General features: G+C 47.1%; 15 protein-coding genes. 6 read left to right on the forward strand and 9 right to left on the reverse strand.

What is annotated here, in order from left to right; translation table 11 throughout:
* Positions 1–66: 66 nt before the first annotated feature.
* From RIG68_RS18455 to RIG68_RS18470, 4 genes are all read left to right on the forward strand, one after another.
* Positions 67–1,428, forward strand: coding sequence for a glycosyl hydrolase (locus tag RIG68_RS18455; protein WP_350125543.1), 1,362 nt, complete (start codon positions 67–69; stop codon positions 1,426–1,428).
* A gap of 5 nt (positions 1,429–1,433) precedes the next feature.
* Complete coding sequence (locus tag RIG68_RS18460) at positions 1,434–2,879, forward strand: oxidoreductase (protein ID WP_350125546.1); 1,446 nt, start codon at positions 1,434–1,436, stop codon at positions 2,877–2,879.
* A 1-nt stretch (position 2,880) separates the two neighbouring features.
* Positions 2,881–3,657: a 3-ketoacyl-ACP reductase gene (locus RIG68_RS18465; RefSeq protein WP_350125549.1), complete on the forward strand. Its 777-nt coding sequence runs from the start codon at positions 2,881–2,883 to the stop codon at positions 3,655–3,657.
* A 92-nt stretch (positions 3,658–3,749) separates the two neighbouring features.
* Positions 3,750–4,463, forward strand: coding sequence for a 3-keto-disaccharide hydrolase (locus tag RIG68_RS18470; RefSeq protein WP_350125552.1), 714 nt, complete (start codon positions 3,750–3,752; stop codon positions 4,461–4,463).
* An 84-nt stretch (positions 4,464–4,547) separates the two neighbouring features.
* On the opposite strand, the gene RIG68_RS18475 is transcribed toward RIG68_RS18470, so the two are convergent.
* From RIG68_RS18475 to RIG68_RS18495, 5 genes are all read right to left on the reverse strand, one after another.
* Positions 4,548–4,907 (reverse strand): hypothetical protein, encoded by a 360-nt coding sequence (locus tag RIG68_RS18475; RefSeq protein ID WP_350125555.1) that lies wholly within the window; start codon positions 4,905–4,907, stop codon positions 4,548–4,550.
* Between the two features lie 45 nt (positions 4,908–4,952).
* Entirely contained in the window at positions 4,953–6,134 is a 1,182-nt protein-coding gene (locus tag RIG68_RS18480) for an FG-GAP repeat domain-containing protein (protein ID WP_350125558.1), read from the reverse strand.
* Positions 6,135–6,371: 237 nt separating this feature from the next.
* Positions 6,372–9,479 (reverse strand): PVC-type heme-binding CxxCH protein, encoded by a 3,108-nt coding sequence (locus tag RIG68_RS18485; protein ID WP_350125561.1) that lies wholly within the window; start codon positions 9,477–9,479, stop codon positions 6,372–6,374.
* A 170-nt stretch (positions 9,480–9,649) separates the two neighbouring features.
* Positions 9,650–10,648 carry a hypothetical protein gene (locus RIG68_RS18490; protein ID WP_350125564.1) on the reverse strand — a complete coding sequence of 333 codons (999 nt, stop codon included), beginning with the start codon at positions 10,646–10,648 and terminating at the stop codon, positions 9,650–9,652.
* A complete protein-coding gene (locus RIG68_RS18495; protein ID WP_350125567.1) occupies positions 10,608–12,050 on the reverse strand; it encodes an MBOAT family O-acyltransferase in 1,443 nt (480 codons plus the stop codon). Before RIG68_RS18495 ends, RIG68_RS18490 begins: the two co-directional genes overlap by 41 nt.
* Positions 12,051–12,286: 236 nt before the next feature.
* On the opposite strand from RIG68_RS18495, the gene RIG68_RS18500 reads away from it, so the two are divergent.
* A complete protein-coding gene (locus RIG68_RS18500; RefSeq protein WP_350125570.1) occupies positions 12,287–12,538 on the forward strand; it encodes an acyl carrier protein in 252 nt (83 codons plus the stop codon).
* Complete coding sequence (locus RIG68_RS18505) at positions 12,525–13,739, forward strand: cytochrome P450 (RefSeq protein WP_350125572.1); 1,215 nt, start codon at positions 12,525–12,527, stop codon at positions 13,737–13,739. The genes RIG68_RS18500 and RIG68_RS18505 overlap by 14 nt, the downstream gene beginning before the upstream one ends.
* 53 nt (positions 13,740–13,792) lie before the next feature.
* Here RIG68_RS18505 and RIG68_RS18510 read toward each other — a convergent pair whose 3' ends face one another.
* The 4 genes from RIG68_RS18510 to RIG68_RS18525 form a co-directional block, all read right to left on the reverse strand.
* On the reverse strand, positions 13,793–14,845 hold the full coding sequence (locus RIG68_RS18510; RefSeq protein ID WP_350125575.1) for a TIGR03032 family protein: 1,053 nt from the start codon (positions 14,843–14,845) through the stop codon (positions 13,793–13,795).
* Between the two features lie 19 nt (positions 14,846–14,864).
* Positions 14,865–20,591 carry a putative Ig domain-containing protein gene (locus tag RIG68_RS18515; RefSeq protein ID WP_350125578.1) on the reverse strand — a complete coding sequence of 1,909 codons (5,727 nt, stop codon included), beginning with the start codon at positions 20,589–20,591 and terminating at the stop codon, positions 14,865–14,867.
* 156 nt (positions 20,592–20,747) lie between these two features.
* On the reverse strand, positions 20,748–23,624 hold the full coding sequence (locus tag RIG68_RS18520) for a hybrid sensor histidine kinase/response regulator transcription factor (protein ID WP_350125581.1): 2,877 nt from the start codon (positions 23,622–23,624) through the stop codon (positions 20,748–20,750).
* 703 nt (positions 23,625–24,327) lie between these two features.
* Positions 24,328–25,860: a tetratricopeptide repeat protein gene (locus tag RIG68_RS18525; protein ID WP_350125584.1), complete on the reverse strand. Its 1,533-nt coding sequence runs from the start codon at positions 25,858–25,860 to the stop codon at positions 24,328–24,330.
* Positions 25,861–25,969: the final 109 nt, after the last annotated feature.

Genomic DNA, 25,969 nt, shown 5'->3' on the forward strand with positions numbered 1-25,969 from the left:
TGGATCTTCGTTAGGGAGCGAAAAGACTGAACAGCGCTTCGTTTTAAATAAACATACACGAACAAAATGAAAATAGACAACCAACTGAAGGTTGAACACTTGGAGAAAAGCCTGAATCAATTTTGGGACTTGTCAGGTCAGAAAATCCTGGCGATTGAAAAACAGTATGATGGGCAAGCTGGTACACCAGTTTTTACGGTAGAAGGCAAATACACCACCCGTGGCTGGACGGAATGGACGCAGGGCTTCCAGTTTGGATCGGCGTTGCTACAGTTTGATGCTACTGGCGAAAAGCAATTTCTGGAAATAGGCAGAAAAAATACGGTGGAAAAAATGGCGCCACACCTTACCCATAAAGGCGTACACGACCACGGTTTTAATAACATCAGCACCTACGGCAACCTGCTCAGGCTGATGCACGAAGGGAAAACCAACCACAATGAGTGGGAAAAGAACTTCTATGAGCTGGCCATCAAAGTAAGCGGGGCTGTGCAGGCCATGCGATGGACCAACACCAAAAATGGGGGCTTTATTTATTCTTTTAATGGGCCACACTCATTATTCGTCGATACAGTTCGTTCGTGCCGGATACTGATGATGAGCCACGCACTGGGTCATTCGCTGATGGCGGAAAACGATGAGAAAATCAGCTTGCTTAAGAGGACCGTACAGCACCTGATCTCCACCGCCAACTATTCTGTGTTTTATGGCGAAGGTCGTGACTTGTATGACCTTTGGGGACGCACGGCCCACGAAAGTATTTTCAATACCAACGACGGTAATTTCCGCAGCGTGAGCACACAGCAAGGCTACACCGGCATGAGCACCTGGACACGTGGACTGGCCTGGGCTATGTGCGGTTTTCCAGAAGAGATTGAATTCTTTGAAAAAGTACCCGAGTCGGCACTGGAAGGAGTTATATCTAAAAAGGATTTGATGGATTTGATGCTAAAGGCAGCCAAAGCCACCTGCGATTTCTATATTGAGAATTCATGTACGGATGGCATTCCTTACTGGGATACCGGAGCACCTGGCCTGGTACACATGGGCGATTACCTGTCAAAACCTACCGATCCTTTTAATGCCCACGAGCCGGTAGACAGCTCCGCAGCCGCCATTGGCGCACAAGGGCTCCTGAGGCTTGGCAAGTACCTGAACGAACCAAAATATACCCAGGCGGGACTTACCGCCGCCCACTCGCTGTTGAGTGAGCCGTATCTTTCAACTGATCCAGCCCATCAGGGCTTGACACTTCACTCAGTTTACCATCGCCCTAATAATTGGGATCACGTGCCAACAGGACAAAAGGTGCCTTGTGGCGAGTCGAGCATGTGGGGGGATTATCATGCCAGGGAATTGGCCCTGTACCTGACCAAACAGCTGAAAGGTGAAGAGTATTACACGTTTTTTAATGGATTAATGGCTTAAGATCAATGGCTACGAAAAGCAGACCGGTATTTAAAAGAGTAGCGCAGCTCAAAACTGCCGAAGACCTTGCCAACTACCTGGGAGAAATTGGCGCATACATTCCATTTGATGCCGAATTGGCCACTACCAATTCTCCATACGGCCAACCCTATTCGCTGAATTCGGGGAGAACCATCGGCAACCGCTTTTGCATCCTGCCCATGGAAGGCTGGGATGGCACTACAGACGGAAGGCCTTCGGAGCACACCAAACGACGCTGGCATCATTTCGCCATCAGTGGTGCTAAACTCCTATGGGGCTGCGAGGCGGTGGCTGTGCACCCTGAAGGCAGGGCCAACCCCAATCAGTTGATGATCAACGAGGATACCTTTCCAGAGTTCGTCGGCCTTTACGAGTCGTTGGTCAAAGATCATCAGGAGCAGTTTGGCAGCGCCGACGACCTGGTTATCGGCCTGCAGCTGACCCACTCTGGCAGGTTTTGCAAACCTTTCGACAAGAAAAAGCTACAGCCAAAAATACTCTACGCCCACCCAGTTCTGAACAAGAAATTCGGACTTGGCGACGATTATCCGGTAATGAGCGACGAGGACATTGACAGCCTCATTGAGGACTTTATCCAGGCGGCTGTGCTGGCACAAAAGGCGGGGTTCCATTTTGTAGACATCAAACATTGTCATGGCTATTTAGGTCACGAGTTTCTAAGCGCCATTGACAGGGGAGGCAAATACGGCGGCTCCTTCGAAAACAGAACCCGCTTTCTTACCTCGATTGTAGAAGGCATCAGAAAAGCAGCTCCCGGGTTAGAAATTGGCGTGAGATTGAGCGCTATTGATTTGTTGCCCTTTACACAAGCCGAAGACAAAGTGGGCGAGCCTTACGAAGTAACAGGCAACTATAACTATGCCTTTGGCGGTGAGAAATCGGGCCTTAGCTACGACCTGACAGAAACCAAAAAGTTTCTGCATTTGCTGGAGGAGCTCGACATCGAACTGCTTTGCATCACTGCTGGCAGCCCTTATTACAATCCCCACGTAACCAGGCCTGCTCTTTTCCCTCCTTCCGACGGGTACCTACCGCCAGAAGATCCTTTGGTAGGCGTTGCTCGTCACCTGGAGGTAGTTGCGGCGCTGAAAAAGGATTTTCCCAACCTCGCTATAGTTGGGTCAGGGTATTCCTACCTACAGGAATGGCTGCCCAACGTAGGGCAAGCCGTCCTGAAAAATGGAGATGTAGATTTTGTCGGCATTGGACGCATGGTAATCTCCTACCCGGAAATGCCGGCAGATGTATTGTCAGGTGAGGGGATGAAAAGGGCGAAAATCTGCCGCACTTTCTCCGACTGCACTACCGGGCCTCGCAATGGCATGATCTCAGGATGCTTCCCCTTGGATCCTTACTACAAGCAAATGGAAGAAGCCAAGCTGATCAAAGAAATCAAGAAAGAACTGTGATATGGCCGACAGAAAAGTAGCATTGATTACCGGCGGAACAAGGGGCATTGGCCTTGGTATAGGAAAAGCCCTGGCGGCAGCTGGCTACGACCTGATGCTGAATGGAATGCGGCCAGAAGCGGATATTCAGCCGGTTGTACAGGAGCTGGAAAAGCTCGGAGCGAAAGTGGCCTATGTTCAGAGCAATTTGGGAGTGAAAGAAGACCGGGAAAAAATGGTCTTTCAAACCCTGACCCGATTCCGCAAGCTGAACCTATTGGTCAACAATGCCGGTGTGGCGCCAAGGGTACGCAAAGATGTGCTTAAGATCGACGAGGAAGACTACGACTACATGCTCGATATCAACCTGAAGGGTACGTTCTTTCTTTCGCAGCTGGTTGCTAATCAAATGCTGAAAGAAAAGGCGGCATCAGCAACATTTGAGGGAAGCATCATTACCATCTCCTCCATTTCAGCGGAAGTGGCCTCTATTAACCGGGGGGAATATTGCATGGCCAAAGCGGGGCTGGGCATGATGACCAAACTGCTGGCTACCCGTCTGGGGGAAGCTGGGATTCCTGTGTACGAAGTACGCCCTGGCGTGATCGAAACTGACATGATCAGTAAAGTGAAAGGCAAATATGAAGAGCTCATTGCCAATGGCTTGACAGTAGAGAAAAGGCTGGGCCAGCCTGAAGACATTGGTAGGATTGTGGCCTCGCTAGCAACGGGAGGCATTCCCTATGCTACCGGACAAGTGATTGTGGCAGATGGTGGGTTGACGCTGAGGAGGCTATAAGACGTAGGCCTGTCAGGGGACAGGCCAAGGTGGGCCAAATGCCCGAAAAAGTAGTTATCTTTAAGAAAGCTTGTCCTTAATTTAGAACCATCATGAAGAAATTATTCCTTTTTCTATTGCCTGCCATTCTAATTGCAGCTTGTACTGAACCCAAAAAAGCAGAACAAAACGAAGCCTCAGAAAATGAATGGGCGGTTCTTTTTGATGGAACATCGACTGATTCGTTGAGAGGTTATGGAATAGATGTATTTCCGGAAGGTGTCTGGCTGGTTGAAAATGGTATGCTGGTCACCAATCCAGACACGGCTAACCGTGACCTGCTAACCAAAGGCCGCTACAGAAACTTTGAGCTTGAATACGAATGGGCGGTGGACACCGCAGCCAACTCAGGTGTCTTCTTTCATATGCAGGAGAACCTAAGCATGGAAGCTGGCAATGGCAACAGCCCCAACTGGCTGGATAACTTTGAAATTCAGGTATTGGACGACATCTATTTCAACGATACCGCAGCGGTAAGATCGGCCGGATCGCTTTACGACCTGATTAAGCCCACAAATAAAAAACTTAAGCCCATCGGTGACTTCAACCAGGCAAGACTCATCCACAACAACGGACATGTGGAGCACTGGCTCAACGGTGCCAAAGTGCTGGAGTTTGAAATCGGAAGCCCTGAAATGACAAAGCTGCTGGCGGAAAGTAAGTTTTCAAACAACCCTGGTTATGGCTCAGACAAAGAAGGCCATATCATGTTTCAGCACCATGGGCAAAGGGTCTATTATAAGAATATTAGGGTGAAGAGGCTGTAGTTTAAAAGTTGGCCCCATTGAGAGATGGTGGTAGCCGCAGTAAGAGTGAGCACCATAATCCTTTGGAGATTATAGCAAGGCTTATTAAACCTCACTCCATTCATAGGCAAAATCACTTCTACTTTTCTTAATAGCTTTCACCCAAAAAGTCTTCTTCCCAATAGGAGTTTTACAATCAAGTATTCTGACATACTCTTCTCGACTAGGAACGCCATAGAATCCAACTATGCCAATGCGGATTCTGTCTGGAAAAGGGGAGTCTTTCCAATCTGAACCGCCAGCATATCGAAAGTCCTCAACTACCAATCCCCTGGATGCCGCCTGATCGATAATATGCTGATCAATTCTTCTACTTAGCCTAAGTTGTTGTCTTGTCGCCCAATAGAGTAACCCTACCGCAAGAGCCATTATCACAATTATTGCAAAGCCAGTAGCAATATTCATTAACCAAAGTAGCTAGATAAAAGAATCAACATTCAGAACGCATCGCTATTTCCCCTGCTCAAATACAAAAATCCCCTTCTTATTCGCAATCACCACGTCCGTCAGGCCGTCTTTGTTGATGTCTTCGGCTACCACGTTCAGGCCCACACCTGAGTTGTCGTCGATTTGATGGGCAATCCATTTGGGCTCTTCGCCTGGCACATACTCGAACCAGTAAAGGTAAGCAGGTTCCAAAGCGCCTGTGCCCTGGCGCATGTGGGCGTAGTAGCGTTTGCCGGTAACAAAGTCCTTTTTGCCGTCACCATTCACATCTACAAATGCCACAGCGTGGGTCTCCGACATCTCGTCAGTAATCAGATGTCGGGTGAACTTCTGATTGCTACCATCCCCTTCATTCTCATACCACCAGACCCCTCTTTCGTGGGCAGAAGCAGAGAAAACATCCAAGTGACCATCTTGCGTAAAGTCATAAGTATACATATGGGAACAAGGCTCTCCAAGATTGGATGGATGCCAAAACCAGGCTGCCTGCGTAACATCGCTGGGCGCTTCCCACCAACCTTCTCTGATGACCACGTCTTTGCGACCGTCTCCATTCACGTCGGCATGGCCAAGACCATGAGAGAAGTTTTCAGAACCGGGCGTGCCGGGCAAGCTGATCGTATATTTCTTCCACTGAGTATCACCTTTTTTGCTGGGCGACTTTAGCCAGATCATTTGTTTGTTGGTCACATCGCCGCATAGGATGTCCTTTCGGCCGTCGCCATCCATGTCATAAAACCCAGGTGATTCGTTGCCCACAGTTTCGTGGATCATGTATTCTTTCCAGTAGCCTTCCTTGCCTTGAGGATTTTCGTGCCAGTACACCGCCTTTCCAGGGAAATCGACCCGAATGAAATCAATCCAGCCGTCCTGATTCACGTCGAGAGAGAAGTTGAGCATAGAGTTGCTCCATTCCTTCTCGGCCACATAGAGCTTGGGCTCGTAGATTTCGTGACGGGTCCAGTTGGGTGCTTCGAACCAGAAGGGCCCAGCCATGATGTCGGTGAGGCCGTCGTTGTTGACATCGCCGACGGCTACCCCTTCAGAGACAAATTTGTCAAAGAGGATAGTTTTTTTGAAGGGGATGTCGTCGGCGACGACGTGGTTTTTCATGAGTTGGGCGTAAGATTGTGCCGATACTAATAAAACGAAGAAAGGAATCGCAACTCTTTTAAATGGCTTCATATTATCAATAGTTTCATTCTATAAGGATGATCACCCTCAAGCCGGGTGGGCTCTTACTTTTTACAGACAAAAAGTAAGCAAAAGTCGTTGAAGAATTAAACGCACTGGCCTTTATGCTCATCCGCCCACCAATTCTTCCCCCTACCCTCCCGGGCGGGCGCTGCTCGAAACGAAAATCTGTCACAAAATCACCGATCAATCAAAAATCCCCAGGGCTGTCACCTGACAGACCGGCACCTACTTCTGACTGAGCAAATAACCAAGCAAAGCGTCAAAGTCTGTTTCGCTAATGGACTCGCCGAAAGTGTCGGGCATTAGGGTGTATTGTGATGCCTTTTTCTCTTTGATGTCTTTCTTGCTCACCGTAAATTCCTGGCCGGCGTTGTTGGCATATACCTCCAGCTCTCCTTCATCTCTTCTGAATAAGCCGCTCAACACCTTGCCATCATTCAATGTAATACTATATGTTTTGAAAGCCTGCGAAATGTTCCGGTTCGGGTCGAGGATCTTTTCAGCCAGGGCCCTTCGACCCCAGTTACCAATGCCATCGAGCTGCGGTCCAATTACCCCACCATCGTTGTTGATTTGGTGGCAGACGTTACAGTTGTTCATAAATACTGCTTTACCCAACTCTGCATCAGGCTTTGGGTCGAACCGAGCCAATCTTGTATCAATCAGCTTTTGTCTTTCCTCCAGTACCGACTCAAGTCCGGAAGTCAGCGCATCGTATTCTTTCTTCTGAGCAACAGTGAGCTTTGATAGCAGCTGCTCATTCACTCTTCTGTCCATCAGTGTGCGGGGCGGAATGAAACCATCCTTTGCTGCTTTCAAAAGACTTGCACGGCCTTCGGCAGAATTTACAAATACCGAAGCGATGGCCACCTGCAAGCCGCTGGGTGCATCTTTCAAAGATTTATTGAGCAGCGTTGCCACTCCACTATAAGAAGATGTTCCGATGGTTCTGGCCAGCTCCTCTCTGAAAGCAGGCTCCTCGTCTATGCTGGTCAGTTTTGCTTCAACCAAATCGATATTGCCTTTACCATTGATATCGAGCAAAGCTTTTGCGGCGGCGGCTCTTGGTCTGCTCTTCGCCCAGGAAGCATTCAACAGATCACGAAGCCCTTGCTCGTAGCTTGTCAGTTTATTTTGGCTGGCAATGTTCGCAGCAAACACCTGGCGCTGAGAAATCTCTTCAAAGTATTCGTATTCCTCATCAGCATGTGCAGACGGTTGATCTGCTACCAGCTGTGGCTTTGTCTCCAGACTTTTCAGGAAGTCGCCGGCAAAGCTGGCCGCCCAGTCAGTCATTTGTTTGGCATTGGCAGAACCACCCCGCTGACCAATACCCGTTTGGATCGTATTGTACAACGTATATTGCCCTGCGGCATCCCCTTTGAATTTCTCTCTGATGAAATCGATCGCCGAGGTGAGCTGGGCCTCAGGAATGAAACGGCCCACATGCTGTAGATACACTACCATGCGATCGTGTGGGGCGTCGTATTTTTTAATGTTGTCGTAGATGAAACTGGAGGCGGTGGCAGAAGGCACGTCGGTCATGGCGTCCATCAGTACTTTTGTTTCCGCTTCGCTCCAGGTTTGTGATACAGTAGCAGCCAGGATCTCAGAGTTTTTCAAATGATCACGAAGGCCAATCATCAGGGTGTAATGGAGGTGTGTATCGGTCGCAGGCACTGCCAGAGCAGCGGTTACCAGAGGTTTGATATTGGCAGAATGGCGATGTCTTACAAAAACATCTGCTGACGCCCTTTGCGTATGTGGATCATTATGCTTCAGACCTTCCAAAGCCAGCCCTCTCATATCGTCACTCAACGATGCATATTCTGTCAGTATACGGTAGGCATGCACCCGTACTTCCTGGTCGGGTCCTGTGGCAGCTCCTTTCAATTCATCATCTGATAAAGCTCCCAGCCTTTGCAGCACCCACATAGCATGTGCTTTTTGTTTGGAAGAGGCCTTGCTGTCGGCAAGCAGCGACTTCAGTGGTTCAACAGCCTCTCTCGCCTTGTAGTCCACAAGCCTGTTAGAGGCCATCATGCGTTGAGTGAAAGTACTCTGACCAAGGCCTTCGATCAGTTTGTCGACGCTGGCTTTCGACCAGTCGACTGGCTTGGTGGCCTCGCCTTTGTAAGTAATGCGCCAGATGCGACCACTCTTCCTGTCCCGGCCAGGGTGATCAAGCGGCACTTCGTAATGGCCAATGATGCGATTATAAAAATCCGCAATATACAAGGCGCCATCCGGCCCAATTTTTACATCCACCGGGCGGAACCATGGGTCTTCACTCACCAAAAAGTCTTTTTGAAGAGTAGCCACTGGCGTCGATCCATTGTAAGAAATGGTATTCCTACTCACTCTACAAGCCACCACATCACCAGAATAAAAGCTGTTTCTGTATTCTTCAGGAAATGCGTCACCGTTATAGTAGTCCAAGCCGGAAAGTGCCGTCGAGCCAATTTGGTAGTTCATCATTTGTGGGCCAAAGCCCAGTCCTGGGGCTTTTTTACCAAAGTGTGGATAGTCACCCTGACTGATGATCTGATAGATCGGCATGGTGTGACAGTCAGCAGAGTACAAGTATCCAAAGTCATCTACTGCATAACCGAAGGGGTTCACCCGACCAAACGTGGTTTGTTCTACCCGGCTACCATCGATCCGAAACCGAAACGTATTGCCGGAGGTCATACTGATTGAGTCTTTGTCGGCACCCGATACTCTTGAGTCATTCCTGAAACCATGGTCCGAGTGAATCCAGCCATCCAGCCCCCTCATGAAATTGTTGATCATGCCATGGGTATCCACGTGATCGAACGGGCCTACAAGGACTCTTTTTTCGTCGTACTTATCATCTCCGTCTTTGTCTTCGAAGTAGTAAATGTTTGGAATGCTATAGGCAATGGCTCCGCCTTTCACAGGCATAATGCCAATGGGTATGTTCAGGTCGCTGGCGAAATCTGTGAATTTATCTGCCTTCCCGTCGCCATTGGTATCTTCAAGAATAGTGATCTTGTCTTGCCCGGAACCTGTAGAGGCCTCGTTAGGATACTCGATGGAATGGGTTACCCACAGCCGGCCCTGGTCATCAAACTCCATGTTGATGGGTTTGGTTATGTCTGGCTCGGAGGCATAAAGATTGATTTCAAACCCGGGCGGAAGGTGGAAGCCTTTTATTTCTTCCTCGGCAGTTTGGAAATCGGTGGTTCGGATATGGTCCTTGAAAAGCTCTGGGTTGATGAAGGAATCAGGATCGTAGGGTTCTTCTTTTTTAGTTTCACCACAGGAAGCCACAAAAAGAACACTTAGCAGCAATAGTAGGCAAGCTCTCATAAAAGCTGAGTAGGTTAAGTTTGGTACAATCGCCTCCGCCCAACGTCACAAAATCAGGTATAAGATATTTGAATTAGTTGAAAACTCAAGTGGGTTTTTGTGAGGCGGTTGGAACAATAGAAACCAAGGCAGAAAAGCTGTCCAAAATTTCATATCACCAGAACCGGTTGCTAATTGCCACGCTTTTTATCATCCGGCCATTTAGAGAGGTGCTCGTTAAGTTTTTCTCCAAGGATTTGAGAATATAGAACAGCTCCTTCGTTGTTAAGGTGAAAATAATTTTTTCTTTTGGTGCTGTCCATTATCAATTCGATAAACTCTGCTGAATAAACATTCAGTCTACACTCCTCCGGGAGCTCATAGAAAGCCTCATATATAAAAGTCGCCTCGTCTTCATCTTTGATTAATGGTGGTAGAATATAAATAATTCTAATTCCGTTGTCATTTGCCTTGTCGATTGTTTCTTCCAAATGGTATTTGCTTTGCAACTTCCGCTGCGCATAATTCCCCGAATGCACATCTAATGTCAACCTGGAGTTTATAAGATTTGGCAGTTTCTCCTCGTCCCTCAGGTTATCGGGGTATGGTAAGTATCCGTTTTGTCGTAGCCCTTTATGTGAATGATATCTGCCTGCAAAATTGACTATGTTCAGGCGAGTACTCAGTACCCCTTTCAAACTTGTTGCCATCTGTTGCGCCAAGAATAAAATATCAGAAAATGAATTTTCCGTGGTATTCGATCTCATCAACTCAAACCAAGGGCCCATATTTCCAAAGTCCAGGCCTGGGCCCGTCAGCTCCACCAGTAAATAATCGGCTCCTCTCTCTGTCACAATCTGATTTGAAATATCGTTGATATAAGGAAAAGTAAGGCTTTGAAATCCAAGGTTTAAAGATTTCAAATGATGGCGGGCCGTCATGGAGTCGACTATGAAAGGGTCAACACCTCTCTCAACTCTGCTTGAGCCCAGAATGACGGTGTTAAAGCTCTTGTTTGTACTCAGTAATGTCCTTTTTCCATTGAGTGCCGATTGCCGGTCCTCCAAAGGGAACAAGGTACTTATGACTTGCCGTATCACAACCAAAATTACTACAAACAGAAGCGCTTTAAGAACGGCCTTTTTCATTCTAAAATTTAAAATAATAAAACTCGTTGCTGACAATCCCAAAGTTGAGTATTGCCTCAACAAGCACAATGTAAATTGCCCATCGAAGAAGAAAGGACTTTTTGGCAACCCATTCGCCAAAATCATTCAGCTTCATGCTCACATTAATAATGTCCATTAAAACAAAGGCAGCCACACAAAATCCAATTTCTTGAACCTCCTTGATCGTAAGTGGACTTTTTCCAATATTGCTCCAATCCAGGCTATATCGCAATATTTTAACACCAGCCTCCCACGACTCGGATTTAAACCACATGGCTGTAAAAGAAGTAGTCAAAAAAATGAAAGCTATACAGAAGAAGTTGAACACTCCTGGAAACCGAAGCAATCCAAATCTATCAAATTGTTTAAATCGCCATTTGTAGGTGAGGCGTTCAGTTGCTATCCATACGCCGTTCAGCGTTCCCCAAATCACGAAGCCCCAATTTGCTCCGTGCCACAACCCGGTGATAAAAAATACGAAAAGCAGGCTCAGGTAAAAGCGAATTTGCGTCCTTCCTTTTCCCAAAACAGCAAAGAAAAGATAATCTCTAAACCAGTCACTAAGCGTAATATGCCACCCCTTCCAAAAATTTGCTTTAGAGTTGGCGAAATACACTCGATTGTCAAAGTTCTTCGAAAGCTTAACTCCAAAAAGCCTGGCCGAGCCAATTGCCATGTCGCTATAGCCAGAGAAGTCGCAAAAAATCTGAACGGTAAAAAGACAGGAGCCGATCATAAGCGGCAACCCTTTGTACGTTTCAGGGCTCCCATAAACCAAATCCACCAGCTCCCCGATCCGGTCTCCAACTACCATTTTTTTAAATAGCCCCCAAAGGATAAGCCGTGCGCCAGCGGTGACGTTCTCAGAGTTTAAAAGACTTAGGGTATTCAATTGTGGCAAAAGATTCTTCGATCTTTCGATTGGGCCCGCTAAAATCTGTGGGAAAAACAATACGTAGAGAGAAAACACTCCTAAATTTCGCTCCGGTTTTCTGAAGCCTTTGTAAACATCAATTGTGTGGCTGAGAGTCTGAAAGGTATAAAAGCTTATACCTATGGGAAAAGGAAGTGAATTTTTGGGAATCAAAATTGCTATGTTCAATGCACCGAATACAGTATTTATATTCTCAGCAAAGAAATTGTGGTATTTGAAAAAGAAAAGGAGGCCAATGTTGGAAACTATGCTTGACCAAAATAAGGCTTTTCTTTGCCACTGTAGCTTTGAGTTGTAGATCGCAAGCCCACAAATGTAATCTATCAGAATTGATACTCCTACTACAATAAGAAAGAATGAATTCCAGGTAGTGTAAAAGTATACGCTTGCACCTAAAAGCAGTATCCACCTCCAGGATTTTGGAGTAAAGTAATATAACACAAGTAACAGAACCAGAAAGACCCCGTAGTCGCTACTATTAAAAAGCATTCAATACAAGTAAATCAACAACCGTAATGTCAATTATCCGCTTTGTGGAGAGCAAGCTTGGCAGATATTTCAACACTTTTGGGTTAAATTAGTTGGTTTTTAGTTTCGCTGTTATTGAATCTCCATAAATACTTATAAATTCAAATATCCTATGACGACTTGCGTCATGAAACGCCCTATGATTCCACAATTACAGTTTTTACAATTGACCTTACACCTATTCATGACTTCCTGGTATGACAAGCCAATCTGAAATTGCTGATTTCATTAAAAATCTTATTGCGAAGGAAATTAAAAAAGAAGTCGCCACAATAGATGATGCGGTTGCATTTAATGACCTGGGCCTTGATTCAGTGAATTCAATTTTCTTACTCGGAGATGTTGAGGAGCACTATAAAATTGACATCGACCCTTTGAGTCTCTACAACAACCCCACAGTTTCTTCCTTTACTGAGCACGTTTATAAATTGATAAATGGACGTAACTAAACTTTGGCAACCATCGAATCCAGGGTTTATCACTAACCCATATCCGGTGTACTCCCAAATATTGGCACATGCGCCTGTATTCCAATCACCTACTGGAGACTTTGTAGTAATGAACTATGATGGCGTGAAGCATGTGCTTTTCGATAAAAATTATCAAACCGGCGCCAGGGCGGAATGGATTTACAAAATGACTCAGTATGCTACGGGCAGAAACATAGATTTTAGCTCGATTCAGCAGGCAGTAGCTGGAATGCCAATACAACAGAATCCACCAATACATGGTTCTATTCGTTCCGTTCTTGCTAAAAACTGGCCCTCTAAGTCTTTTCTTTCGAAGAAGTCTTCTGAGATTTGTGATGAAATCCTGGTAGATATGCCGCCGTCATTTGACTTGGTCTCTTTTATTGCCAAGAAGCTACCAGTATGGATGGTTTGTGATGTGCTTGGCATGCCTAGAAATTTAGGAGAAGAGCTTCAGGCAGATGGATTCAAACTAGTTCAACTCCTCGATCCCTATTTGACTTTTAAAGATTTAAAGAATATCCAGGTCGCCTCAACAAATCTTCGGGCATCTTTCGATCTTTACTACGGCAGTCTTGATAAGGAGTCGGCCGGATTGGCAGCGGCAGTCAAAAAAACTGCAGACGACAACCCTGAATTTAATACCGATCCGGTATCGCTCATTATTTTTCTTTTCATTGCTGCTTTTGAAACAACCTCCAGCCTGATAAGCATTTGCTTGCAAACATTAATTGCGGACAAAGCACTACTTGACCAACTTGATGACGACGCTAGCATTGAGCGCTTTGTCCGAGAAATATTGCGGTTATACTCACCTGTGCAGATAACGGGAAGATTAAACCCAGAACCTATAGTTCTTTCCGGAGTTGAAATACCTGCCAATAGCACCATTACTCTTTGCATTGGATCTGCCAATCGTGACCCAGGTCATTTTGAAAACCCCGATCAACTAATTATCGACAGAAAGGTGAATGATCACCTTTCCTTTGGGTATGGCATGCATCATTGTCTGGGAAGTCAAATGGCAGTGGTTGAGGCTGCGTCTGTGATCAAAGCTTTCCTACCGAAACTAGAGCGTACCAGTATTGTTGGCAAACCAGTTTGGGAGAACAGGCTAATGATCAGGAGGCTGCTTTCCATGGAACTAAGCATCAACACCGTTCTTTCGACAACAACATAGCACTTATCAGGCGCACTGAGAGGGGGAAGCTGATTCATTATGTCTGATTTCCTCTATGCCTCCACTGAGATCATCGTCCGAATATCCTCCTTCTTTGTTCCAATCAGTAACGGCTTCGATACACCCCTCAATACTTTTACGTCATACAGTTCTTCAACTATTCCCTCCAGACGGATCCAGTTTTCTGTGGCGCCGGTTTCAAGGTTGATGATTTGTATGCCACATCTTGGCGATGTATTGACTTCTTTGAGGTTATTGTCAAGGGGTAAGCCGCTAAAGGTCTTGTTTTTCCGAACTGAGGACATCCCCACTACTGCATAGTTACCGACAAAGTCGAGCCCCCTGAGGAAACCCGGACAAAAGGCTATCTTCTCAAAAGTTTTGGTTTCAAGATTGACCTTTCCAAAATAGCCGGATCCGGCCTCCAGCAAATAGAGGCTGCCCTCATACCACCGTGGTGAATGCGGCATGGAAAGGCCTTCACAAACTACTTCATTGGTTTGCACGTCCATAACCAGGCCGCCATTGGCCCTGTGCTCTCTCCACCCATCTGACACATCACTCCTGCCTACCAGGGTGACGTATCCGGGTTTTCCGTCCTTTTCAGCCAGCCCGTTCAAATGGCACCTGTCTTCGGGCACCATTTTGCTGATGAACGGCGGCTTCCAAACAGGCCTGAAACTGTGTGTTTCGCTGGTTGTAGCCAGGCAGCTGAACAGCGTATTAACAAATACGGGTCGGCCATCCTGACCAACGATGATATCATGGATGTCGAGATCACCGGTGGTGTAGGCTACCTGAGGAAGGTATACCTTGTCGTATTCGTTGAACTTACCGGTAGTGAGTGAGTTTTCGAATCGCCATAGCTGCCACAGCGAGCTCATCCAGAACGTGTTGTTGCCTGATGACGTGCCCAGCCCCATGCATCGGGGAAAGCTGCGCTCCGTCACGTGCAGAGAGCCGTCTTGGTTGCTTCCCAGCATGAACACCTTTCCTATCTGATAGGTAGAAAATATGATGCACGATTGCTGCCCTGCTAACCACCCTGGAAACTGCCTGGAGGTCGACAATTCGAATTTTGGTTTTTCTTCCACTACTTGTTCCATGATCTTAAATTTCTAATGGCTATTTTTTAATGATTCTTCTCGTAGCAATAGGCTTTCCATCTAAAGAAATGCTGAGCAAATAGACTCCGGGTGCCAGTCCTGTCAGGTCAAGTTCAGCAGTCAGCCTTTCCGAATTGCCAGTCACTGTTGCCTGCGAAAGCTGTTGACCAGAAAGGTCGTGAACCCCTGCAGTAAGTACTCCCTTTAGCGAGCCCGTCACGTTGACTGACAACATTCCCTCCGTTGGATTGGGGTATATTGCCATCAGCAGGTTAGCGTCTCCTCCCACACCGGCAACACTAGCCGGCAAAACTTCTACGTCAAAACTATCGCTCACGCTACCGCCTCCGCCATCCCCGGCAGTTACAGTGACCGTGGTGGCACCAGTGCCAACTTCTGAAATAGTAAGTGTTTGCCCGGAGATCAAAATGGTTGCCACACCTTCGTTTGCTGACTCAGCGGAAATGGTCAACTGGTCTCCGTCCTCGTCAACAAACACAGTGGCCAAATCAATTTGGAGTGATGAAAAACCTTCAGTAACAGATTGGTCTGCTATTGGCTCCGCCACCACTGGCGCTCGGTTTTCTACGTTGCTGCTGACTGTTATGGTGAATGTTTCACTTACAGCCACCACCCCATCACTAATGGCCAGCGTAACAAAGTAATCTCCAGCCTGACCTGCTGAAGGTGTCCAGGAAAACTCCCCGGTGGACGAACCAACTTGCATCCCACTAGCGACCGACAGGTCGTCGAGGCTATAAGTAAGCGTTTGGGACGGAATGTCCGAATCTGTTGTTGTGGCTGTGAAAGACAGCTCCGTCCCTTCATTTACGCTTCTATTGCCAATGGCTGCCAGCACCGGTGCACTATTCACCTCATTCACCGTGATGGTAATTGTTTTGCTGACAGATACTACTCCATCGCTAGTTGTGATCATTACGTCATGGGTGCCATCCTGCGCTTCACCAGGAGTCCAGCTTATTTTTCCTGTTGCCGACTCAATGGACAAGCCCCTGGCAACAGAGGCATCATCGACTTCGAAAGTCAACATTTGTTGGGGCACGTCCTGATCTGTAGCGAGGGCAGAAAAAATCAGCTCACTGCCTTCATCGACAGTTTGATTTTCTGCTATTAATGCGGGAGCCTGGTTGACTTCATTTACAGTTATCAAAAGCGTTTCGCTATCAACCAGTTCTCCATCACTCACTGTAACAGTCACTTCATAGCTTCCATCCTGCGCTTCGCCGGGCTTCCAGCTGAAAGCCCCGGTCGCTCCATTGATAGTCATGCCTTTTGCGATCGCTGCCTCGTCAATCGAAAAAGTCAATGTTTGCGCTGGCAAGTCTGCGTCAGATACTGTGGCTGTAAAAGTCAGTTCCACCCCTTCGTCAACGCTTTTGTTGCCAATGGCTGACAGCACCGGCGCACTATTCACCTCATTCACGGTGATGGTGATGGTTTCACTGTCGGTTAACTCGCCATCGCTGACTGTAACCATTACTTCATGGCTTCCATCCTGCGCTTCGCCGGGCGTCCAGGTAAACACCCCGGTCTCTGCGTTGATAGTCATGCCTTTTGCGATCGCTGCCTCGTCAATCGAAAAAGTCAATGTTTGCGCTGGCAAGTCTTCGTCAGATGCCGTGGCTGTAAAAGCCAGCACCGCCCCTTCGTTAACGCTTATGTTGCCCAGGGCCGCAAGGACAGGCGCACTATTCACCTCATTCACGGTGATGATGATGGTTTCACTGTCGGTCAATTCGCCATCGCTTACTGTAACCGTTACTTCATGGCTTCCGCCCTGATCTTCCGACGGCGTCCAGGAGAACGCTCCGGTTGACCCGTCTATGGTCATGCCTTTGCCTGAGGATGTCACATCCAGGCTAAAGGTCAGCGTGTTGGCGGGCAGGTCTGTATCTGTAGCAGTCGCTGTGAAGGTGACATTGGTACCTTCATCTCCGTCGTGGTTCCCGATAGCCGCTAGGACGGGTGCATCGTTGACACTGACAACCTCCAGGTCAAACTGGTCGGTCGCACTGAGTCCATCTTCGTCGGTATTGGTTACTTCGATGGAAAAGACCCCTATATCTGATTCTTCGGTAGGCGTACCAGAAAAAGTGCCGACTGTCGGATCGAATGTGAGCCAGGAGGGTAGTGCTCCTCCACCTGCCAGTGTGGCGGAGAGGGTCTGTATATCATTCTGGTTTCGGTCCTCAAATGTATTGGTGGGGATGGTGAATTCGAACAATTCATCCTCATTGACCTGTTGGTCAGCGATGGGATTAGCCAACGTGGGAGCCACTGCGGGAAGAATACCGAAAATGACGTAAGTTGATCCAGTTTTTAACAGACCATCAGGTGCGGCATCTTTTGCTCCCAAAATCAGGTCTTCCACCCCGTCACCGTTGATGTCTCCTGCACCGCCCACGGCCTGACCTACCCCACCCCCGTCAAACAGCCATCCATTGCTCCCGTTCAGTGATGACAGATCCAGGGTGGCTGCAAAGGGAGCATTGCTTCCAAATATTACATAGGCATCCTCGGCATATCGTGCTCCTACTACCACGTCATCCATTCCATCGCCATTCACATCACCTGCACCGCCTACGGCCGATCCAAAACGGTCACCTGACTCCAGCCCGTTTATGGCGAATCCGTTGGTTCCATCCAGGGAAGAAGGGGCAAGCGTGGCTGCAAAGCCCGTGTTTTTTCCAAATACCACATAAGCGGAACCGCTATTACTGTTTGCCCCTATGGCACCTACGATCATATCTTCTATCCCATCGCCGTTCACATCGCCGGCACTGCTTACCGCCCCCCCTAATTCATCATCGTCATTTAGCCCATCTACCCTGAATCCATTACTTCCATCGAGCGTTGACAGATCTAACTCGGAGGCAAAACCAGTACTTTTTCCAAAAACAATGTAGCTCGACCCGTTGTAATAGAGCCCGTTTGAGCTCGCATAATATGCCCCGATGATGACGTCATCAATCCCGTCTCCGTTGACATCCCCTGCCCCGCTTACTGAGCCACCTAATAAACCAAAGTCGCTCAATCCATTCATGGTAAATCCGTTGGTCCCATCAAGTGTGGATACTTCTAAAGTGGCAGGAAAGGCTGTATTTTCTCCAAAAAAGACGTAGCTCGCCCCGTTGAAGACGAGCCCGTTCGAGCTGACATTATCCGCCCCGATGATCACATCGTCAAACCCATCCCCATTGATATCTCCCGCCTCGCTCACTGAAACCCCGAACCTGTCGTTTGCACTAGCGCCATTAATTGCAAAGCCATTGGTGCCATCCAGGGACGACACCTCCAGTAATGAAGGAAAGCCTGCGTTGCTTCCAAAGATGATGTAGCTCTTCCCAATACTGGGCGCTCCCAGGATCATATCATCCAACCCATCGCCATTCACATCACCTGCGTTAGCCGCTGATGCCCCTAAACCATCATGTTCATTGACACCACTGATTACAAACCCGTTAGTGCCGTCCAGAGTGGAGAGTTCTATAGCTGAGGCAAAGCCTGAATTGTTACCAAAAATAACGTAGGTTGATCCGGCTGAGCCCTCACCAGGGGCACCTATGATTACATCGTCAATACCGTCTCCGTTTACATCACCGACACCATCTACGGAATAACCGGTCCGGCCTAAATCATTAATGCCATTGACCAAAAAGCCATTGAGCCCATTCAAATCTGAGGCACTGATTTGCGGTGGGGAAGTCTGGGCATCAGCAATCTGAATGCTGAATGGAATGCTGATCTCCGTCCCTAGTGTGCCGGTTATTGCCAGCGTTAGTTCAAGGGTGCCAACGGCCTGATTGGGCGGAGTGCCGCTAAAAGTGTTGCCTGTCAAGGTAAGCCACTCAGGAAGCGGATCACCGCTTGCCAGGGTAGCATGGTAACCTGCCACTGTCTCGCTACTCGAAACCACTAATTTTGAAGGGATGACATACTCAAAAAGATTGTCTTCAAGAGCCTTCAAAGGCTCGATCGCTTTATCTTGTCTGAGTGTGGGACCTATGCCGTAGACGATGAAGGATTTCCCGGCCCCGTCATTTAAAGCAGAAGGCGACCCAATGATAAGATCATCCGAACCATCGGCATTCATATCTCCAGCACCACTCACAGAAAAACCGAATGAAGAGCTACCTGCCAGCCCGTTGATTCCCAGGCCGTTGGTGCCATCGAGTGATGACAAATCAAAGGTGGCATCAAAGCCTGAGTTACTACCTAATATGACATAAGCAGCGCCAATGTTATAGTTGCCATTCGGGTCTGCTCCACTGGCTCCAATGACCAAATCGTCCATGCCGTCTCCATTGAAATCTCCTGCGGCACTCACTGACCGGCCCAAATTGTCGAAACTACCTAAGCCATTGAGCGTAAACCCGTTGCTCCCATCCAATGTCGACACAGCCAGGCTGGCTGCAAATCCTGAATTTTTTCCAAATATCACATAGGTGGAACCTGCGTTGGATTTACCGCCCGGATCTGCTGAATCGGCCCCTATGATCACATCATCGATGCCGTCTCCATTCACATCTCCGGCGGCACTGACGGCTACTCCCAGTTTGTCATCGGCATTAGTACCCGTGATCACAAAGCCCATGGCACCATCAAGGGAGGATAAATCTATGCTTGCTGAAAATGCCGTATTCCTGCCAAAGACCACATAAGCTGATCCGGTACCACTCATCCCGCCAGAGCCTTGTTCGGTCGCCCCGATGATCACATCATCGATGCCATCACCATTTACATCGCCTGCACCACTTACCGAATAACCTGCCAGATCGAAATTATTAATACCATTAATGACAAAGCCATTGCTGCCGTCCAGTGACGAAACGGAAAGAGTGGCCGAAAAACCTGTATCCCTACCAAATATTACATAACTGGCCCCTGCATCGGCGGTAAAACCAACATTTACACGTGGAGCACCAACAATCACATCATCTAAGCCGTCCCCATTTACATCCCCTGCACCACTTACTGAATAGCCCAGGCCGTCAAAGTTGCTGATACCGTTAATCGTGAATCCATTAGATCCATCCAATGCGGATAACTCCAGCGCTGCAGGAAACCCACTTGCCGAACCAAAAATAACGTAAGAAGATCCGGCTGCGGAGTTTCCTCCTGGATCTGCGGAGGTTGCCCCAACGATCACGTCATCGATCCCGTCTCCATTCACATCTCCGGCGGCACTGACCGAACCGCCGAAAAAATCATTGGTGTTTGCTCCATTAATGGTGAAGCCATTGGATCCATCGAGACTAGCCAGATCAGCTTCTACACCGGAAGCCGTACCAAAAATGATATAGGTAGCCCCCGCTTGCGCCTTTCCATTTGGGTCAGCGTTTTCGTCCCCAATAATCATGTCATCTATGCCATCGCCATTGATATCCCCGGCTCTACCGACTGAGTATCCCATCCGGTCGTTGCTTGCCAAGCCGTTTATAATCAAGCCATTGTAGCTATTGAGATCATTGGCCTGTATAGCAGCAGGGAGCTGTGCATACGCCGTACCAGCCGAAGAGGTGGCCAGCCACGCAGTGAGAACCGAGGCGGCTATGCCCAGTCGCCATTTGCTATTAAGTGCTTGAAGCCTTCTGCGCAGGATGTCCAGTTTTCTTATAAGTACAAACCTTTCACCCGACCCTTGTGAAGTCAGTGCCTGAAGTTTTCGCTGTGCCTTTCGGTATTTTCTTTGGGTTTTGATCCAATGTGCGTAACTCTTTCTCATATTGATGTGGTTTCGGATTGTTGGCTTAGACTATTCCTAAGCTATCCTCATCAATTCACTAGAAAGAATTTTCAGCTTTCTTTGAAGTAAACAGGCCTGCCAACATAGTTGACAGGCCTGCCATTTAACCGTAAATAATTGATTTATAGCAACTTATTATTGAATGAATTCGGTAGGCCGCTTGCCAAATCGTTCGTAAAACATCTTCGACAGGTACGCAGGAGTACCTATACCCACCTCCATAGCCAGCTGAGAAAGTTTCACAATACCTCCCTGAAGAAGCAGCATCCGGGCATACTGAAGTCTCACCTCAATGATCAGCTCTCCCGGGCTCATCCCGTTTACCGTTGCGAGTTTTCTGTACAGCTGTCGCTCGCTCATCGATACTGCCTTTGCCACGTCTGAAACTGCAATTTTCTGATCGGTTATCCGACCTCTTATGTAAGACTCAAGTGTCGCAATGACTTTTTCATCCTCTTCGGTTGCTTCCTCAGCACCGGCCGGCGCACCTTCCCCACCCATTTCTTTTACCCACTTCACACGTCGTTGCAGGTTATTGACCAGGTTAACGGCCTTAATTTGCAGCTCGTCCCTGTCAAAGGGCTTGGTGATGTAATCGTCGACGCCAAGCCTCAAGCCACGAAGACTGTCATCGCTTGCCGATCGGGCAGTAAGAAGTATTACTGGGATTCGGTGGTAAATAGGTGAGCGTTTGAGTTTTTCCAGCAACTCAAAACCATCCAATTCGGGCATCATTACGTCTGAAATGATAAGTGCCGGACTACGGGTTTCCAGCCATTCAAGGCACTGTCTGCCATTAGCTTTGGCTGTTACTGAAAAATAGCGGGAAAGTATTTCCTTTATATAGTCCTGCATCTCGATATTATCTTCCACCACCAGCACTTCGGGGCGCTCTGAAACAAAGCTCCGAAGCTTGTCATCTACCACATCTTCCTCAGCCGGCGGTTCATCCTGCTCTACCGTCTCATCCGCCGCCTCTACCACCGGCAGCCTGATGAGAAATTCCGTACCCACATCTACTATGCTACTTACGGCAATAGAACCTCCATGCATAACGACTATTTCCTTAGCAATGGCCAGCCCGAGCCCCGACCCTTCAGCCTCCTGATTGCGAACCCGGTAGAATCTATCGAATATCCTCGTAAGGTCAGCCTCCGGTATACCAGCCCCCTCATCCTTCACGCTGATCAGAGCCATACCGTGCTGCACTGAAAGTCGGACCAGCACTGTAGTACCTGACGGCGAAAATTTAAATGCGTTGTAAAAAAGGTTATTGATCACCTTTTCAAACTGACGGGTATCCAATTCAGATGAAATATCCTCACTCATCTCTGTGCTAAACTTCAAGCCCACACCCCGGTCGTCGGCCAGCGACTCAAAAGACGAAACCACCCTGCCCACAAATTTATTCAGAGCGACAGGCGCCGTTTTGAGTTGGTACTGGCCCAGTTCGAGTTTGGAAAGGTCCAGCAGGTCGTCGATCATCCGGCTCAGCTGCCGGTTGCTTCGGACAGCATTCTTCAGCCGGCGATCGTTGTCAGGTGAGAAGCGATCGCCCGAGAGCATTACATTTTCGATATTGCCACGCTCCAAGGTAAGCGGTGTGCGCAGCTCATGGCTGATATTGGCGAAGAATTCGGACTTGAGGTTGTTAAGTTTTTGGAGCTGGTCGCTTTGGGTCTCAATGATTTTTTTCTGTTTGGTTTGCTTGTAGTAGAAAAATCCCAATGTCCCAAGAAAGGCCAACAGCAAGCCTCCACCGGTACCCAGCAGGCGGTTTAAGGTAGCTTGTTGTTCATTGGCCAGTTGCAGGCGCTGGTTTTCGGCTTCTTTTTGGGTGGTTTCGTATTTAGTTTCCAGTTCAAGAAAGGTTTTATCCTCTTCTACTTGGTTGATGGAGTCCTTGTAGGCGTTCCATTCTTTCAGGTTTATGTATGCGTCCTGGTAATTGCCAAGACGCTCGTAGGCTTCCTGAATGATCCAATATGCAAATTCTAAGGTGTTATCTCCAAACTTATGTTGCTTTGCCATTGCCCGGGCTTTCATGGCAGCATTAATGGCTGACCCGTATTCTCCTTTTGCAAGATAATAGAAGCCCCTCTTATTGGCCATATTGCCCAACTGGTTTATGTTATCCACATACGGTTCTATTTCATTGAGTTTATTCAGGTAGTATTCAGCGCTTTCTATGTCGTTATTCAGGTAGGCAATGTTATACAGCATATTGCCATATGTTAGGGCCAGGTTATTGATATTGCCCTGGCGTTCAAATATCCAGATAGCACTATCTCTGTATTGCTTAAATAGGGTATAATCTTCTTCCTCCCCATCGTCGCTACTATAGATACCTCCTATATTTTGATATATACTTGCCATTCCATTACTGTCCGGTAGTGTTTTATATAATTTCAATGCCTGTCCATAATAGTCAAGCGCTGCATTATGGGCCGCCTGAATATCATACAATATCCCTGTCCAATGAAAAACCTTAGCAAGTAGTCTCTTATTATCAAAGCCCCCAGCCACCCATTTGGCAGTATCGAAATAGGCGGCTGATTCTTCCAGTTTATACCCTCTGCGGGCTATGTCCCCCCTGATCAAATAGAACCTGCCCAATGCAGTGGAATCCTGTGTGCCAAAATACGTTGATCGATATTTGTCCAACCATACTTCGGCTGAGTCTGGTAAGCTCTGAAGATGAAGCTGCTCCGCCAGACGAGTCATGGCCCGGCCCGTAAGCCCGGGAAAGTTCATTTCACAAATTTGATAAGCCTCATAGGCATAAATCCGTGCCTGATCGTCGTCAACTTGCCGGGCTATCTCCATCGCCTCCCATAACGTATGCACGTACCTCTCATCTTCCTTCGGCAGGGTATCCAGCGCCTGTTTGAGGCTATCGAGTGTGTTTTTTTGTGCTTTGGTATGGTGTGAGCTAAAACACAAGCCTATCAACACCAATACAAGGCACAGGCGTGTAAAAAGGATCGGGGACAATCTGAAATAACCGGACATTGGATAATTTTTGATCCTACAGGTGTAGTTTTTATATTTAAACAAACCCATAGGCAGCATCCGGATGTCCCTTTTTGTTTTGCGGTCATCGGTCTGGTCTGTGCCGCAATCGTGTATGAATTGGAAAAATCGCTTTAACATTGATTATGCGTTAAATCGGCTTAGATATTTCGGGCCCAGTATTTGATTATCCGAGTCTATATGGAGGTAAATATATGAAAAAGGAAAAATCTACCTCTACTCTGGCAGTTTGAGGATCTCTATTACCCAAATCAATTGTGCTGGTTATGCGACTGGCAAGCTTCAAGGAATCGGATTTCTAAGTGTGAGTTACAGACGTCACCGTATCACTTAAAAATTTTGGGGGAAACCGGCCTCCTTTGTGAAGCCGGTCTATTCTGTTCCGTCGTTTGAAAATCGGGCGTCCTGATATGATCTTTGAAAAGCTCGGGGTTGATAAAGGAGTCTGGATCGTAGGGTTCTTCTTTTTTAGTCTCCTGACAGGATGCAACGAATACGAGGAAAAGCAATAGTAGAAGGTAAGCTCTCATAAAAAATAGCATACATTAAGTTTGGTATCGAACTCCCCTCTTACCCGTTCCACGCTGAATCAGGTATAAGATATCTGAATAAATTGAAAAGCCACAGAAAGTTTGTCTAAACGAGTTCCATTGTCGTTAGCAAATTAGAAGCATCGTTGGCACTATTTCCGTGAAGCAATCAACTTTACAACATCGGCTCGATTGTTGACCCCCAGTTTGTCGTACAAATTCTTCAAGTGGCTCTTTACGGTGTTGATCGACAAATAAAGCTCATCGGCAATCTCTTGATTGGTCTTTTGAGTGAAAATCATCTTTAGTACATCATATTCTCGCTCCGAAATGGGATTTGACAAACGCTCATTAAGCTCTTCTATTGAAATACTAAAATCTCCTTCATATTTTCCCAGCATTTCATTTAGCCGTATACGGTATTCATCCAATTGGTTTTCCAGGATCTCATGTCTCAAGCGAGCCTTCTGGTGTTGGTTGTAGATTACCAGCACGAGAATTACTATTGATAGCACAGAAGAGCCAATTAAAAAAAACTGCACTTGCTGCTTACGTGACAATTCACTTTCTGTCAACTCATGTTGCGCCGTTAAAAGTGCTATTTCCTTTTGCTGCTCTTCTTTTTCATATTTAGATTCTATTTCCTCGATTTGAGCCACTGTTTCAAGTCGGAACAAAGAGTCTTTCAATGACATATATTCTTCATGTACCGACAAAGCCAAATCAGTTTGATTTGATTTCTTCAAAAGGGAATAGTAAAATTTAATTGCTTCGATATGCTTGGGTAGCAATCCATACGTTTTAGCTGCTTCAATCCCTTGTTCGGCGTAATTAATGCCTGTTCTGAGTTGCCCTTGTTGCTCTGCAACTTCGGCCAGATTGGAAAAACAACTAACATAAACCTCATATTCCTTCACTATCCAGGCGACTTCTTTAGCATTCTTATAATACTTCTCTGCCTGTTCCCAGTCTTGCTTTTGATGATAGATAGATGCGATGTTCTTATAGGCATATGCCAAATAGGAGGAATCGCCATTTTCAAGAATAATCTCTAAAACTTTTAAATTATGATTCATCGATTGGTCCAAATTCCCAAGGGCATTGTGGGCAAATGCGAGAATAAGGTGCCCAAAAAAATACCTTTCTGTTAAATTATATTCCTCAATTACACTAAAGCTTGCCTGTGCATATTCAAGCGATTTCGAATACTGCTCCAACTCGTTATAAATCCCTCCAATATTCCCTAGAAGCCGTGATTTAAGAGAAGCGCCGTCCACTGTGTGCAAATCACCCACTTCTTCTAAACCTGCATTGTAGTACTTCATCGCATCGTCGGTGGCACTCAGGGTGAGGGACGTATTACCCAGGCTATTATAAATCTCTCCTTTGAGCAACTTATACGGCTTGGAGTCAACCAACTGTAGTGCCTCATTCAAATGATAAAGCGCCGTATCGTTTGAATAGGCCTGAGCGTAGGCGTTTCCCAGCTTTTGAAGGTAGGCTGCTTTGATAGAATCATCGGAAATGGTTTGGAGACCTTCGGCGGACAATAAAAAGGTTATCCTTTCTCTCGAATTCTGAACTTTGTCTGCTTGCTTAAGCTGGGCTATCGACTGACTATTCTGAGCAGAAACGGTACCGACGATCAGCAGACAAATTCCCAGCCAACAAAATCTAAAAGCCATTTATTGAATGATATAAATTCCCGACAAATAGCTGAAAATAATTATTGTTTTGGTTAATCGAATACAGTTCGGCGATATTTAATAAAAAGAAAACCGGCTTCATCAGATG

The organism is Imperialibacter sp., assembly GCF_040222385.1.
Lineage (GTDB): Bacteria > Bacteroidota > Bacteroidia > Cytophagales > Cyclobacteriaceae > Imperialibacter.

Excerpts from the sequence above, each read along its gene's own strand:
- RIG68_RS18455 (WP_350125543.1), top strand. The coding sequence starts at position 67 with ATGAAAATAGACAACCAACTGAAGGTTGAACACTTGGAGAAAAGCCTG.
- RIG68_RS18460 (WP_350125546.1), top strand. The coding sequence starts at position 1,434 with ATGGCTACGAAAAGCAGACCGGTATTTAAAAGAGTAGCGCAGCTCAAA.
- RIG68_RS18465 (WP_350125549.1), top strand. The coding sequence starts at position 2,881 with ATGGCCGACAGAAAAGTAGCATTGATTACCGGCGGAACAAGGGGCATT.
- RIG68_RS18470 (WP_350125552.1), top strand. The coding sequence starts at position 3,750 with ATGAAGAAATTATTCCTTTTTCTATTGCCTGCCATTCTAATTGCAGCT.
- RIG68_RS18475 (WP_350125555.1), bottom strand. The coding sequence starts at position 4,907 with ATGAATATTGCTACTGGCTTTGCAATAATTGTGATAATGGCTCTTGCG.
- RIG68_RS18480 (WP_350125558.1), bottom strand. The coding sequence starts at position 6,134 with ATGAAGCCATTTAAAAGAGTTGCGATTCCTTTCTTCGTTTTATTAGTA.
- RIG68_RS18485 (WP_350125561.1), bottom strand. The coding sequence starts at position 9,479 with ATGAGAGCTTGCCTACTATTGCTGCTAAGTGTTCTTTTTGTGGCTTCC.
- RIG68_RS18495 (WP_350125567.1), bottom strand. The coding sequence starts at position 12,050 with ATGCTTTTTAATAGTAGCGACTACGGGGTCTTTCTGGTTCTGTTACTT.
- RIG68_RS18500 (WP_350125570.1), top strand. The coding sequence starts at position 12,287 with ATGACAAGCCAATCTGAAATTGCTGATTTCATTAAAAATCTTATTGCG.
- RIG68_RS18505 (WP_350125572.1), top strand. The coding sequence starts at position 12,525 with ATGGACGTAACTAAACTTTGGCAACCATCGAATCCAGGGTTTATCACT.
- RIG68_RS18510 (WP_350125575.1), bottom strand. The coding sequence starts at position 14,845 with ATGGAACAAGTAGTGGAAGAAAAACCAAAATTCGAATTGTCGACCTCC.
- RIG68_RS18515 (WP_350125578.1), bottom strand. The coding sequence starts at position 20,591 with ATGAGAAAGAGTTACGCACATTGGATCAAAACCCAAAGAAAATACCGA.
- RIG68_RS18520 (WP_350125581.1), bottom strand. The coding sequence starts at position 23,624 with ATGTCCGGTTATTTCAGATTGTCCCCGATCCTTTTTACACGCCTGTGC.
- RIG68_RS18525 (WP_350125584.1), bottom strand. The coding sequence starts at position 25,860 with ATGGCTTTTAGATTTTGTTGGCTGGGAATTTGTCTGCTGATCGTCGGT.